Source organism: Microbacterium sp. NPDC089190, assembly GCF_040701795.1.
Classification (GTDB): Bacteria; Actinomycetota; Actinomycetes; order Actinomycetales; family Microbacteriaceae; genus Microbacterium; species Microbacterium galbum.
The window spans coordinates 935,393-949,496 of sequence record NZ_JBFBHF010000001.1 but is presented as its reverse complement, the minus strand read 5'-3'; the positions used below and the strand labels follow the sequence as shown (position 1 = coordinate 949,496).

At 70.3% G+C, this 14,104-nt stretch carries 9 protein-coding genes; 8 read left to right on the top strand and 1 reads right to left on the bottom strand.

Annotated features, from left to right (window positions below):
- Positions 1–2 precede the first annotated feature (2 nt).
- The 5 genes from AB0230_RS04670 (at position 3) to AB0230_RS04650 (ending at position 10,901) form a co-directional block, all read left to right on the top strand.
- Positions 3–755 (top strand): 5-oxoprolinase subunit PxpA, encoded by a 753-nt coding sequence (locus AB0230_RS04670; RefSeq protein ID WP_366374230.1) that lies wholly within the window; start codon positions 3–5, stop codon positions 753–755.
- Positions 749–2,347 carry an urea amidolyase family protein gene (locus AB0230_RS04665; protein WP_366374228.1) on the top strand — a complete coding sequence of 533 codons (1,599 nt, stop codon included), beginning with the start codon at positions 749–751 and terminating at the stop codon, positions 2,345–2,347. Before AB0230_RS04670 ends, AB0230_RS04665 begins: the two co-directional genes overlap by 7 nt.
- Positions 2,348–2,620: 273 nt before the next feature.
- Positions 2,621–6,118, top strand: a complete 3,498-nt coding sequence (locus AB0230_RS04660; protein WP_315993663.1) for a DNA-directed RNA polymerase subunit beta — start codon at positions 2,621–2,623, stop codon at positions 6,116–6,118.
- Between the two features lie 56 nt (positions 6,119–6,174).
- Positions 6,175–10,050, top strand: a complete 3,876-nt coding sequence (gene rpoC / locus AB0230_RS04655; RefSeq protein WP_315993662.1) for a DNA-directed RNA polymerase subunit beta' — start codon at positions 6,175–6,177, stop codon at positions 10,048–10,050.
- 251 nt (positions 10,051–10,301) lie between these two features.
- The gene (locus tag AB0230_RS04650) at positions 10,302–10,901 is read left to right on the top strand and encodes a hypothetical protein (protein WP_315993661.1); all 600 of its coding nucleotides are present in this window, start codon (positions 10,302–10,304) and stop codon (positions 10,899–10,901) included.
- Between the two features lie 18 nt (positions 10,902–10,919).
- On the opposite strand, the gene AB0230_RS04645 is transcribed toward AB0230_RS04650, so the two are convergent.
- Complete coding sequence (locus AB0230_RS04645; protein WP_315993660.1) at positions 10,920–11,504, bottom strand: hypothetical protein; 585 nt, start codon at positions 11,502–11,504, stop codon at positions 10,920–10,922.
- A gap of 118 nt (positions 11,505–11,622) precedes the next feature.
- Between AB0230_RS04645 and AB0230_RS04640 the strand changes: the two genes are divergently transcribed.
- The 3 genes from AB0230_RS04640 to AB0230_RS04630 all read left to right on the top strand — a co-directional run bounded on the left by AB0230_RS04640 (position 11,623) and on the right by AB0230_RS04630 (position 14,004).
- Entirely contained in the window at positions 11,623–12,741 is a 1,119-nt protein-coding gene (locus AB0230_RS04640) for an ABC transporter (protein ID WP_366374225.1), read from the top strand.
- Between the two features lie 16 nt (positions 12,742–12,757).
- Positions 12,758–13,240: a hypothetical protein gene (locus AB0230_RS04635; protein WP_366374223.1), complete on the top strand. Its 483-nt coding sequence runs from the start codon at positions 12,758–12,760 to the stop codon at positions 13,238–13,240.
- 101 nt (positions 13,241–13,341) lie between these two features.
- Positions 13,342–14,004: a spermidine/putrescine ABC transporter substrate-binding protein gene (locus tag AB0230_RS04630; RefSeq protein WP_315993657.1), complete on the top strand. Its 663-nt coding sequence runs from the start codon at positions 13,342–13,344 to the stop codon at positions 14,002–14,004.
- The last annotated feature ends 100 nt before the right edge of the window (positions 14,005–14,104 follow it).

Genomic DNA, 14,104 nt, shown 5'->3' with positions numbered 1-14,104 from the left:
GCATGCAGGTGGACCTCAACGCCGACCTCGGCGAGACGGTCGGCGGGATGCCGACCGCCGACGACGAGGCGATGTTCGCCGTGGTGTCGAGCGCCAACGTCGCCTGCGGCGCGCACGCGGGCGACGCCGCCTCGATGCGGGCCTCGATCGAGCGGGCCCGCCGCTTCGGCGTCGCCGTCGGAGCGCACCCCTCGTACGACGACCGCGACAACTTCGGCCGCGTGCGCCGCGACCCCGCCCCCGCCGACCTTCGCGCGAGCATCGCGGCGCAGCTCGACGCGCTCGCCGCGGCGGGTGCCGAGCTGCGCTACGTCAAACCCCACGGCGCGCTGTACCACGCGGTGATCGACGACGCGGGGCAGGCGGCCGCGGTCGTCGCCGCCGTCGCCGACCACTCCGCCCGCCTCGGTCGGCCCCTGCCCGTGCTCGGTCTGTCGGGGGCGATCGCCGAGGCTGCGGTATCCGCGGGACTTCCTTTCGTGCGCGAGGCCTTTCTCGACCGCGGTTACACCCGCGACGGCGCGCTCGTCCCGCGCGGGACCCCGGGAGCCCTGCTCGACGACCCCGCCCGGGTGGCGGAGCGCGCGCTGCGGCTGGTGCGCGAGGGAGTGGTCGACGCCGTCGACGGCACCTCCCTCCCGGTCGACGCGGCCTCCCTCTGCCTGCACGGCGACAGCCCCGCCGCGGTCGAGATGGCGCGGGCGGTGCGCATCGCTCTCGACGACGCCGGTGTCGCGGTGCGCGCTCCGTGGTGACGCCCTCGGGGGATGCCGATCGCGCGGCATCCGTCACCCTGCGGCCCATGGGGGAGCGGGCCGTGCTGGCCGAGGTCGCCGACCTCACCGGTGTCGTGGCCCTGCACGCGGCCCTCGCCGTCGCGCCGCCCGCGGGCGTGGAGGAGCTGATCCCGGCCGCGCGCACCGTCCTCGTCGCGTTCGACCCGCGCCGCATCGGCCGGGCGGCGGTCGAGGAGTGGATCCGCCGCGCCGCCCTCTCGCCCGCCGGAGCCGGGCCGCCCGGCCCTCTCGTCGAGGTGCCGGTGCGCTACGACGGCGCCGATCTCGACGAGACCGCCGCGCTGCTGGGCATCCCCGCGGGCGATCTCGTGGCCCGGCACGCGGGGGTGGAATGGACGGTGGCCTTCACGGGCTTCGCCCCGGGGTTCGCCTACCTCGTCAGCGACGAGTGGCGCCACGACGTGCCGCGCCTGGCGCAGCCGCGCACCCGCGTGCCGGCCGGGGCCGTGGGGATCGCGGGCGCCTTCAGCGGGGCCTATCCGCGTGAGACCCCGGGAGGCTGGCGGCTGATCGGTTCGACCGACGCGGTGCTCTTCGATCCGGATGCCGCCACGCCGGTGCTGCTGCCGCCGCGAGCGCGCGTGCGTTTCGTCCCGGAGCGCGAGCGCGTCGCCGCCGGACCCCTCGCCGCGCCGCCGCCCCCGGAGGCGTCGACGGGCTCAGCCCCCTCCGCAGCCGTCGCGACCGCCGACGCCCGCCCCGCCCTCCGCGTCCTCCACCCCGGCGCGTTCACCACCGTGCAGGACCTCGGTCGCGCCGGTCGCGCCGCCCTCGGTGTCGCGCGCTCGGGGGCCCTCGATCGGCGGGCGCTGCGCGTGGCCAACCGCCTGGTCGGCAACGACGAGGCGGCCGCCGGTCTCGAGATCGCCCTCGGCGGCTTCGTCGCCCGCGCCGAGCGCGACGCATGGGTGTGCGTGACCGGAGCCCTGGTCGACGTCGTCGTCGACGGCCGCGCGGTGGACGCCTACGCGCCCCGGTTCGTTCCCGCCGGGGGCGAGGTGCGCCTCGGGTCCGCTCGTGCGGGGCTGCGGGCCTACCTCGCCGTCCGCGGGGGGATCGCCGCCCCGGCCGCTCTGGGCTCGCGAGCGCGCGACGTGCTGGCGGGGCTCGGCCCCGCTCCCGTGCACGCGGGCGATGTGCTGCATGCCGGGTCCGCGGCATCCGCCGTTCCCGTGGTCGACGCCTTCCCCTGGACGGTTCCTCCCTCGCTGCACCAGGTCGCCGTCGCGGAGGGTCCCCGTGCCGACTGGTTCGCGGCCGACGCATGGGCGACGCTTCTCGACACCCCCTGGAGCGTCTCGAGCGACGTGGATCGCGTCGGCGTCCGTCTCGACGGCCCCGCCCTCGACCGCGGTCGACACGACGAGCTGCCCAGCCAAGGGATGCGTCCGGGGGCGATCCAGGTGCCTCCGCACGGCCGCCCCGTCGTCCTGCTGGCCGATGGCCCCGTCACCGGTGGTTATCCCGTGATCGCCGTGGTGACGGATGCCGCGTTGGATGCGCTGGCGCAGGTGAGACCGGGCGATCGCGTGCGGTTCCGGCGCGTCTGAGGGCGGGCCCGAGAGGGAATGGGCGACAGGCGCACGCGGTTATACCGCAGGTCCGCAGACGCGTCAAGAATTCGACTGGACACGGCGAGTCCTGCCGCGTATGCTTGGACTTTGCGCTCCTCGATTCCCCCTGCCCTCATATGGTGGTCGGCTGAGCCTGCCCGTCCCCGCCTCACCGCGGTGTGCGACGAGCAGGTTATCGGGGCAGGAACGCACTCCACCTGACGACAAGGAATCACGAGCCCCTCGCCCGGGCTTCTGGAGGTTATTCCCTTGGCTGCTGCGAGCAACGCATCCACCACCACCACCCCGAAGAGCGGACGCGGAGCATCCCGCCTCTCGTTCGCGAAGATCTCCGACAAGCTGACCGTTCCCGATCTGCTCGCGCTGCAGACCGAGTCGTTCGACTGGCTCGTCGGTAACGAGGCCTGGAAGGCGCGCGTCGCCGAGGCCCAGGCCGCCGGTCGCACCGACGTGCCCGAGATCAGCGGTCTGGAAGAGATCTTCGAGGAGATCTCCCCGATCGAAGACCTGAGCGAGACCATGCAGCTCTCGTTCACGAACCCCTACCTCGAGCCCGAGAAGTACTCGATCGAAGAGTGCAAGGAGCGCGGCAAGACCTACGCCGCCCCGCTGTACGTCGAGGCCGAGTTCATGAACCACCAGACCGGTGAGATCAAGACGCAGACGGTCTTCATGGGCGACTTCCCGCTCCAGACCGACAAGGGCACGTTCATCATCAACGGCACCGAGCGTGTCGTCGTGTCGCAGCTCGTCCGCTCGCCCGGTGTCTACTTCGACAAGACGCCCGACAAGACCTCCGACAAGGACATCGTCTCGGCCCGTGTCATCCCCTCGCGCGGTGCCTGGCTCGAGTTCGAGATCGACAAGCGCGACCAGGTCGGCGTGCGCATCGACCGCAAGCGCAAGCAGTCGGTCACCGTCTTCCTCAAGGCCCTCGGCCTGACCAGCGAAGACATCCTCGCCGAGTTCAGCGGCTTCGACTCGATCGAAGAGACGCTGTCGAAGGACACGATCCTCACCAAGGAAGACGCCCTCCGCGACATCTACCGCAAGCTGCGTCCGGGCGAGCAGGTCGCCGCCGAGGCCGCGCGCGCGCTGCTCGACAACTTCTACTTCAACGCCAAGCGCTACGACCTGGCCAAGGTGGGTCGCTACAAGATCAACCAGAAGCTCGGTCTCGACAAGCCGCTGAGCGACTCGGTGCTGACCGTCGACGACATCGTCGCGACCATCAAGTACCTCGTCCGCCTGCACCGCGGTGACGTCACGTTCGACGGCACCCGCAACGGCCAGGCCGCGGAGATCCGCCTCGACACCGACGACATCGACAACTTCGGCAACCGTCGCATCCGCGCCGTCGGCGAGCTCATCCAGAACCAGGTCCGCACCGGTCTGTCGCGCATGGAGCGCGTCGTCCGCGAGCGCATGACCACGCAGGACATCGAGGCGATCACGCCGCAGACCCTGATCAACGTGCGCCCCGTCGTCGCCGCGATCAAGGAGTTCTTCGGAACGTCGCAGCTGTCGCAGTTCATGGACCAGAACAACCCGCTCGCGGGTCTGACCCACAAGCGCCGCCTGTCGGCCCTGGGCCCCGGCGGTCTGTCGCGTGAGCGCGCCGGCGTCGAGGTCCGTGACGTCCACCCCTCGCACTACGGCCGCATGTGCCCCATCGAGACCCCGGAAGGCCCGAACATCGGTCTGATCGGCTCGCTGGCCTCGTTCGCCCGCATCAACGCGTTCGGCTTCATCGAGACGCCGTACCGCCGCGTCGTCGACGGCCGTGTGACCGACACGATCGACTACCTCACCGCCAGCGAGGAGAGCGACCACATCGTCGCCCAGGCCGGTGTGGCCCTGCAGGCCGACGGTCACTTCGTGGAGGACCGCATCCTGGCCCGCCGCGGTCAGGGTGGCGAGGTCGACCTGTTCCCCGTCGACGAGATCGGCTACATGGACGTCTCGCCGCGCCAGATGGTGTCGGTGGCGACCTCGCTCATCCCGTTCCTCGAGCACGACGACGCCAACCGCGCCCTCATGGGTGCGAACATGCAGCGCCAGGCCGTGCCGCTCGTGCGCAGCGAGTCGCCCGTCGTCGGTACCGGTATGGAGGGCTTCGCCGCGATCGACGCCGGTGACGTCGTCACCGCCGACAAGTCGGGTGTCGTCCTGGAGGTCTCGGCCGACGTCGTGACCATCCAGCTCGACGAGGGCGGAACGCAGGACTACTTCCTCCGCAAGTTCGACCGCTCCAACCAGGGCACGTCCTACAACCAGCGCGTGGTCGTCTCCGCGGGTGAGCGCATCGAGGCCGGCGAGGTCATCGCCGACGGTCCCGCGACCGAGAACGGCGAGCTCGCCCTCGGCAAGAACCTCCTCGTGGCGTTCATGACGTGGGAGGGTCACAACTTCGAGGACGCGATCATCCTCAGCCAGGACCTCGTGAAGGACGACACGCTGTCGTCGATCCACATCGAGGAGTACGAGGTCGACGCGCGCGACACCAAGCTCGGCAAGGAGGAGATCACCCGTGACCTCCCCAACGTCAGCCCCGACCTGCTGAAGGACCTCGACGACCGCGGCATCATCCGCATCGGCGCCGAGGTGCGTCCCGGCGACATCCTCGTCGGCAAGGTCACGCCCAAGGGCGAGACCGAGCTCAGCGCCGAGGAGCGCCTGCTCCGCGCGATCTTCAACGAGAAGAGCCGCGAAGTCCGTGACACCTCGCTGAAGGTGCCCCACGGCGAGCAGGGCACGATCATCGCGGTCAAGGAGTTCAACGCCGAAGACGGCGACGACGAGCTCGGCTCGGGCGTCAACCGCCGCGTCGTGGTCTACATCGCCCAGAAGCGCAAGATCACCGAGGGCGACAAGCTCGCCGGCCGCCACGGCAACAAGGGCGTCATCGCCAAGATCCTCCCGATCGAGGACATGCCCTTCCTGCCCGACGGCACGCCGGTCGACATCATCCTCAACCCGCTCGGCATCCCCGGTCGAATGAACTTCGGTCAGGTCCTGGAGCTCCACCTCGGCTGGATCGCCCAGCAGGGCTGGAAGGTCGAGGGCACCCCCGAGTGGGCCGCCCAGCTGCCCGAGTCGGCTCGCGAGGCCGCCCCCGGCACGAAGGTCGCGACCCCGGTGTTCGACGGCGCCTTCGAGGCGGAGATCGCGGGTCTGCTCGACTCGACGATCCCCAACCGCGACGGCGACCGCATGGTCGACTCCTCGGGCAAGACGCTGCTGTTCGACGGCCGCTCCGGCGAGCCGTTCCCGGCGCCCATCTCGGTCGGCTACATGTACATCCTGAAGCTGCACCACCTGGTCGACGACAAGATCCACGCGCGTTCGACGGGTCCCTACTCGATGATCACCCAGCAGCCGCTCGGCGGTAAGGCCCAGTTCGGTGGCCAGCGCTTCGGTGAGATGGAGGTGTGGGCGCTCGAGGCCTACGGTGCCGCGTACGCGCTGCAGGAGCTCCTTACGATCAAGTCCGACGACATCCTCGGCCGCGTCAAGGTGTACGAGGCCATCGTCAAGGGCGAGAACATCCAGGAGCCCGGCATCCCCGAGTCCTTCAAGGTGCTCATGAAGGAGATGCAGTCGCTCTGCCTGAACGTCGAGGTCCTCTCGGCCGACGGCACCGCCGTCAACCTGCGCGACACGGATGACGACGCCTTCCGCGCCGCGGAGGAGCTCGGCATCAACATCTCCAGCCGCTTCGAGTCCTCGTCGATCGACGAGATCTGAGCTTCCAGCTCAGCGACCCAGCTCAGATTTCAGAGAATTCCGACACAGGAGAACCAGTGCTCGAATCAACCACTTTCGATCAGATCCGTATCGGTCTGGCCACCGCCGACGACATCCGTCGTTGGTCCTTCGGTGAGGTCAAGAAGCCCGAGACGATCAACTACCGCACGCTGAAGCCCGAGAAGGACGGCCTCTTCGGCGAGCAGATCTTCGGACCCTCCCGCGACTGGGAGTGCGCCTGCGGCAAGTACAAGCGCGTCCGCTTCAAGGGCATCGTCTGCGAGCGCTGCGGCGTCGAGGTCACCAAGTCCTCGGTCCGCCGTGAGCGCATGGGCCACATCGAGCTCGCCGCGCCCGTCACACACATCTGGTACTTCAAGGGCGTGCCCTCGCGCCTCGGCTACCTGCTCGACATGGCGCCGAAGGACCTCGAGAAGGTCATCTACTTCGCCGCCTACATGGTCATCTCGGTCGACGAGGATGCTCGTCACCGCGACCTGGCCACGCAGGAGAACAACATCCGTCTCGAGCTGAAGACGCTCGGCGACCGCCGCGACGCCCGCGTCGCCGCTCGCCTCGCCAAGCTCGAGGAGGAGCTCGCCGCTCTCGAGGCGGAGGGTGCCAAGGCCGACCAGAAGAAGAAGGTCAAGGACGCCGCCGAGAAGGACATGACGGCGGCCCGCAAGAACGCGGACGAGCAGATCGCCAAGCTCGAGCGCGTGTGGGAGGACTTCCGCACGCTCGAGGTCGGCGCCCTGAAGCCCGAGGACGACGTGTTCCACGAGCTCCAGGACCGCTTCGGCCAGTACTTCGAGGCCCACATGGGCGCGGAGTCGATCAAGCGTCGCCTGGAGACCTTCGACCTGCAGGCCGAGGCCGACAGCCTCCACCTGCAGATCTCCGAGGGCAAGGGTCAGCGCAAGATCCGCGCGATCAAGCGCCTGAAGGTCGTCAACTCGTTCCTGCAGACCGGCATGTCGCCGGCCTCGATGGTGCTCGACGTCGTCCCGGTGATCCCGCCGGAGCTTCGTCCGATGGTGCAGCTCGACGGTGGCCGCTTCGCGACCTCCGACCTGAACGACCTCTACCGTCGCGTGATCAACCGCAACAACCGCCTCCGTCGCCTGATCGACCTCGGTGCCCCCGAGATCATCGTCAACAACGAGAAGCGCATGCTGCAGGAGGCCGTCGACGCGCTGTTCGACAACGGCCGCCGCGGTCGCCCCGTCACCGGTACCGGCAACCGCGCCCTGAAGTCCCTGAGCGACATGCTCAAGGGAAAGCAGGGTCGCTTCCGCCAGAACCTGCTCGGAAAGCGCGTGGACTACTCGGGCCGTTCCGTCATCATCGTCGGACCCCAGCTCAAGCTCCACCAGTGCGGTCTGCCCAAGCAGATGGCTCTCGAGCTGTTCAAGCCGTTCGTGATCAAGCGCCTGATCGACCTCGGTCACTCGCAGAACATCAAGGCCGCCAAGCGCGCCGTCGAGCGCTACCGTCCCGAGGTCTGGGACGTGCTCGAGGAGATCATCCGCGAGCGCCCCGTGCTGCTGAACCGTGCACCCACCCTGCACCGTCTCGGCATCCAGGCGTTCGAGCCCCAGCTCGTCGAGGGCAAGGCGATCCAGCTGCACCCGCTCGTGTGCGCGGCGTTCAACGCCGACTTCGACGGTGACCAGATGGCCGTTCACCTGCCCCTGTCGGTCGAGGCCCAGGCCGAGGCCCGCGTGCTGATGCTCGCCTCGAACAACATCCTCAAGCCGTCGGACGGCCGCCCGGTGACCCTGCCCTCGCAGGACATGATCATCGGTCTGCACCACCTCACCACCCTCAAGGAGGGTGCGGTGGGCGAGGGCCGTGCGTTCGGTTCGGTGGGCGAGGCGATCCTGGCCAAGGACGAGGGCACCCTCGACCTGCAGGCCAAGGCGCGCATCCGCATCCCCGGACTGACGTTCCTCGAGGGTCAGGCGCCCGAGGGCTACGAGACCCACGGTCTCGTCGACGCCTCGCTCGGCCAGGCGATCTTCAACGACACGCTCCCCAAGGGCTACCCGTTCGTTCGCGAGCAGGCCGACAAGGGCAAGCTGTCGCAGATCGTCAACAAGCTCGCCGAGGAGTACCCCAAGGTGGAGGTCGCTGCGTCGCTCGACCGCATCAAGGACGCCGGTTTCTACTGGGCCACCCGTTCGGGTGTCACCGTGGCGCTGAGCGACATCCTCACCCCGCCGAACAAGGCGGAGATCGTCGCGGGCTACGAGAAGCAGGCCGCGAAGGTCCAGGGCCAGTACGAGAAGGGTCTCACCACCGACGCCGAGCGTCGTCAGGAGCTCATCAAGATCTGGACCGAGGCGACCGACGAGGTCCAGAAGGCGATGCGGGACAACTTCCCCGCCGACAACACCATCAACCGCATGGTCTCGTCGGGCGCCCGTGGTAACTGGCTGCAGATCCGCAACATCGCGGGTATGCGCGGCCTGGTGAACAACCCCAAGGGTGAGATCATCCCGCGTCCGATCATCTCCTCGTACCGCGAGGGTCTGTCGGTCGCCGAGTACTTCATCGCGACGCACGGTGCCCGTAAGGGTCTGGCCGACACGGCCCTTCGTACGGCCGACTCGGGGTACCTGACGCGTCGTCTCGTCGACGTCTCGCAGGATGTCATCATCCGCGAGGAGGACTGCGGCACGTCGAAGGGCCTCGAGCTCCCGATCGCCGCGGCCGACTCGACCGGTTCGCTGGTCAAGGACGCCAACGTCGAGAACTCGGTGTTCGCCCGCACGCTCGCCACGGCGGTCGTCGACGCGCAGGGCACCGTGCTGGCCGAGGCCGGCGACGACGTGGGCGACGTGCTCATCGACAAGCTGGTCGCCGGTGGCGTCGAGACGATCAAGGTCCGCTCCGTGCTGACCTGCGACTCGGCCGTCGGTGTCTGCGCGAAGTGCTACGGCCGTTCGCTCGCGACCGGAAAGATCGTCGACATCGGCGAGGCCGTCGGCATCATCGCGGCCCAGTCGATCGGTGAGCCCGGTACCCAGCTGACGATGCGTACCTTCCACACCGGTGGTTCCGCGTCGGCCGACGACATCACGCAGGGTCTGCCCCGCGTGCAGGAGCTGTTCGAGGCGCGTACCCCCAAGGGTGCGTCCCCGATCGCCGAGGCCGACGGTCGCATCACGATCGACGAGACCGACAAGGCCAAGAAGGTCATCCTCACGCCCGACAACGGCGACGAGCCGGTGGTCTACCCCGTCCTGAAGCGCGCGACGCTCCTGGTCGAGGACGGCCAGCACGTCTCGGTGGGTGAGCCCCTCCAGGTCGGAACGCTCGACCCCAAGGAGGTCATGCGCGTGCAGGGTGCCCGCGAGGTGCAGAAGTACCTCGTCAACGGCGTCCAGGGCGTGTACCGCTCGCAGGGTGTGCCGATCCACGACAAGCACATCGAGGTCATCGTCCGACAGATGCTCCGCAAGGTCACCGTCGTCGACCACGGCGACACCGACCTGCTGCCCGGTGAGATGGTGGACTTCAAGCGCTACCAGACCATCAACCGCGAGACGGTCGGCGAGGGCAAGCGCCCCGCGTCGGGTCGTCCCGAGCTGATGGGTATCACCAAGGCGTCGCTGGCGACCGAGTCGTGGCTGTCGGCCGCGTCGTTCCAGGAGACCACCCGCGTCCTGACGCAGGCGGCCATGGAGGGCAAGAGCGACCCGCTCGTCGGCCTCAAGGAGAACGTCATCATCGGAAAGCTCATCCCCGCCGGAACCGGTCTTGCGAAGTACCGCAACGTCACGGTCGAGGCGACGGAAGAGGCGAAGAGCGAGCGGTACCCCAACCGCATCTTCGCGTCCGACGGTGCGTACTCCGACGCCGACCTGAGCTACGTCGACTTCGACAGCTTCTCGACGGACGACTTCACGCCCGGCACCTACAACTGATCGCGGGGTGGAGCCGCTCGCCGGCTCCACCCTGATCGACGGATGCCACGCCTCGACGCGGCATCCCGATCACCTCGAAGGCCCCCGGCTCGCGCCGGGGGCCTTCGTCGTGCGTGCGGAGCGTCTCGCGTGGACGGCGCCGGTGTCGCGTCGTGCCGGCGGTGTGTCGCGCGGGTGCCGGGACCGGGACGCGGCGTGTCGAGGGGAGGGTGCGCCGGGGGTGTGCGCCTACCGTGGATGCGGAGGAACCCATGGCCCGAATCGGTGGACGCAGCCTGTGGTTGGCATGGCCGGCCGGCATCTTCTGCGCCGCGGCCGTGGCGGCGCTGGGGATCCTCGCCGCGCCCGGCATCCCGACCGCCGTGAGCTTCGTGGGCGACACCCTGCGCGCGACGACCGATACGCCGACGGCCACCGCGGCCCCTGCCGCGGAGCCCGCGGGCGACTGCCGCCACCTCTACTCTCAGCCCCTGTGGTCGTCCCTGGTGTGGTCGCCCGAGGCGTTGCTGTGGCAGCGCCGCACCGCCCCGCTCTCGACCCCCGAGGCGGTGGCGGCCGCGAGTCCCACCGTCGTCGTCACCTGCCACTGGCGCGGCGTCGACGGGCGTTTCGTGGAGACGACCGTCTCGACGGTCACGCCCGAGGGGGCGGCCGCGGCGCAGGCGACGCTCGCCGCGCAGGGATTCGGCTGCGCGGCCGACGGCGATGTCACGCACTGCGAACGCGCGACCGGCGACGTCCTCGAGGTCCACGACCTGCGCGGGGATCGCTGGGTCTCGTCGACCCTCACGGGCTGGATGCCGGACGCGTACGCCGCGACCGTGGCATCCCACGCGTTCTTCGGGGAGTGAGCGCAGGCCGTCGCGCGATCAGCCGAACACCGAGGAGATGATGCTCGCGGTGTAGCCGGTCGGGGCGAGGTTGGAGTACTGGGTGTCGACCAGCACGTCGTCGCGCCAGAAGAGGGTGCGACCGTCGTTGACGGGGTAGGTGTCGTTGATCCAGGTCTTCTCGCAGCGGGTGCCCTCATCGGGCGTGTAGCAGCTGAAGCCCTGGGTGGTCACCAGGTCGTTGAGCATGTCGAGGGCGGGGCCGCGGTCCACGCGCGAGATGGTCGTCATCAGGCTCGTGGTGTCGGCGGCGGGGTCGCGCCAGATGCAGATCAGCGATCCGTCCGACTGCACGCCGGACGGCCCCAGCGAGGGGTCGTTGAGCGGCACCGTCCCGAGCTGCGAGAGGACGTCGGCGGAGAGCATCGCGCGGCAGTCCGCGGGGATGCGCACGGCCGTCGCGGTCTGCGTGATGGTGGGGATCGGGGTGGGACTGGTCGAGACGACCGGCGCCGACTCCTGCGGAGACGCCTCGTCGGCCGAGGGCGCGCACGCCGTCGTGCCGAGCGCGGCCGCGCCGACGATCGCGGCGACGAGGGCCGTGCGAGTCAGGCGACCGGGCATGCGTTCAGCCTAGGCGTCTCATCGGACTCAGGCGAGACGCACATCCACGGCACGCCTTCCGGGCGACACGCCGGGCGCGGGTTAGCCTTGCGGCGCAAGCACCGCGTGAGGAGACCCCATGAGCGACCACCAGCCGCACGGCGACCCCGTCGCTGAGCCCACGAACTCGTACGGAGACCCCGTCGCCGAGCCCCGTGACGACGCGCACGACGTGGTCGGGCGCGCCCACGAGGGCCTCGCCGACGCCGAGGCCGCGCAGCGCGACGCCGTCGACAGCGACGCGGCCCAGGCCGCCTGGGACGAGCGCGAGGCGCACGAGCGCGACGAGGCCGCCGCACTGCGCGACGCCCGGAGCGAGCACACGGCTCCGGTCGTGCACGATGCGTCTCCCGTCGAGCCCCAGGCCTCCGCCGCCGCCGGGCGCACGTCATCCGTCGATCTGGACGACGAGGACGCACGCTGGGCCGCCTACGCCGCGTCGGCCGAACCCGAGCACGACGCGCCCACCGCACGATACGCGACCGCCGAGACCGAGGCGCCCCGTCACGACGACGCGCCGACGACGGTCGCACCGGCCGTCGCCGCGGGGGTCGCAGGGACCGCCGCGGGCGCGTCCGCCACGACCGCGACGCCCGTCGCCGACGAGCCCACCCGTGCCGTCGGGGCACCGCAGCCCATCTTCGTGCAGGCTCCCGAGGCGCCGCGTCCGCGCGGCAACCGCGGCGCCGCCGGCGCGATCGGCCTGCTCGCCGCCGTCGTCTTCGCGGTGCTCTACCTCGCGGCGACGCTCGGCCTCGGCCTGCTGACCGGCGCCTTCGGCGTCTCGGAGCTCGGAGGCGAGGCGCTGGCGGCGCTCGCCACCGCGGGCCTGTGGGTGCCGACCGTGGCGTTCTTCCTCGGCTTCTGGTTCCTGGGCGCCCTCATCAACCGGGGTCGCTGGGGTCACTGGGTGGTGTGGGGTCTGGTCGTCGGCGTCATCGCCTGGGCGGGGCACCTGCTGGGCGTGCTGTTCGCCGCCCCCTTCTGGCGCATTACCTCGAGCGAGTCGCTCGACCTGCTGCAGAACAACGTCCTCGCGCCGCTGGCGATCGTGGCCTTCGTGCTGGGGCGCGAGCTCACCATCTGGTTCGGCGCCTGGGTCTCGGCACGGGGTCGCCGCGTGACCGAGATCAACGCCGAAGCGCAGCGCGAGTACGAGCGCACACTCGAGGCCGGTCCTCAGCTCTCGCAGCGCTGAGATCGACACGGATGCCATGACGAACGAGCCGCGACCGGCGGGGGTCACCCCGCCGGTCGCGGTCGTCTTCGCGGCGGTCACCTTCATCGCCCTCTCGATCGGCGGGCTCGGGGTGGCGAGCCTCGCGTTGGACGCCGACGTCATCCCCGTCCGCGGGCTCGGCTCGATCCCCGGCGTCATCGGGCAGGTCGCCGCTCTCGCCCTGTTCGCCGGGGTGCTCCTGTGGGGCCTGCGGGCGGACCCGCCGGAATACCTCACCGCGGTTCCGTGCGCCATCGCGGCATTCGTCGGCGAGGCCGCAGGGATCGTCGTCGGCGCGGTCGTCAGCGGAGCAGACCCGGCACGCGGTTTCGCCGCTGCCGGGAGCGTCGTGCTGGGCTTTCCCGGGCCCGTGGTCGCGGCGGCCGGGCTGCTCGCCGGCCTTCTCGGGGTGTTCCTGTGCCGGACCCGGTCCGAGGGGCCCCGATGGCGGTGGGAGGACGACGAAGACGCCCCCTGATGATCACGCGCGGCCGATCCGGCACTCCCGTCCGGACGTCCTGGCGCCTCCGCGCCGTGGCATCCCCACATGCCCGGGCGTGTCGCACTAACGTAGGCGCCGTGGAGCGGTCGCTCGAAAGCCAGGTCAGCCAGGCCGTGGATGCCTGGCTGCGATGGCTGCCGCGCTGGGAGCCCGCGAACCATCGCGGTCGCGTCGCCCCGTGTCGCCGGTGCTTCGGCTCGCCGGTCCTGTCCGCCGCGGGCCTGGGCTCCGACGTTCCGCACGGGGTGCAGCACGGTCTCTCGACGCGCGTGAAGGGCATCGTCGACCACGCCGTCGCCGACTACACCTCGCGCAACCTCCCGATGCTGCAGGCCGAGCTCGACCAGCAGGCCGAGCGCAATCGCCGCCGCTCGTATCGGCCCGCCGAGGGGCTCGAACCGGAGTTCGACGGGATGCCGCTGGACCCCGACCCCGAACCCGGGTCGCCCTTCCTCTTCACCCTCTCGGGTCTCGCCGCGGAGGAGGACGCCGAGATCCCGGCCCTCCCGCCCCTGTCGGATGCCGCCAAGGCGGCGCTGCGGCAGGAGGTCGGTCTGGCCGACGACTACGCGAACATGATCGGGCGGGAGGTGTGCACGATCCTCCTGCACCATCGCCTGCGCATCCAGGCGGCCGTGGCGGAGTACGTCGAGCCGCAGATCGCAGCGCTGCTCGACGACCTCACCCGCTCCCTCGACGCGCCGTTCGATCCGCGCGAGCCCGACGCCCCGGCATCCTGAGCGCGCTCGGTGTCCTGCGGTCACCTGTGCACAACGCGCAGGGCCGATGAAGACTGCTTTGTTAGCATCGACGGGTTGTGCGCTCGCTGAGGTGCGGGCG

Bases quoted from the DNA above. Each gene is read 5' to 3' on its own strand.
- AB0230_RS04670 (WP_366374230.1), top strand. From the start codon at position 3: ATGCAGGTGGACCTCAACGCCGACCTCGGCGAGACGGTCGGCGGGATG.
- AB0230_RS04650 (WP_315993661.1), top strand. From the start codon at position 10,302: ATGGCCCGAATCGGTGGACGCAGCCTGTGGTTGGCATGGCCGGCCGGC.
- AB0230_RS04645 (WP_315993660.1), bottom strand. From the start codon at position 11,504: ATGCCCGGTCGCCTGACTCGCACGGCCCTCGTCGCCGCGATCGTCGGC.
- AB0230_RS04640 (WP_366374225.1), top strand. From the start codon at position 11,623: ATGAGCGACCACCAGCCGCACGGCGACCCCGTCGCTGAGCCCACGAAC.
- AB0230_RS04635 (WP_366374223.1), top strand. From the start codon at position 12,758: ATGACGAACGAGCCGCGACCGGCGGGGGTCACCCCGCCGGTCGCGGTC.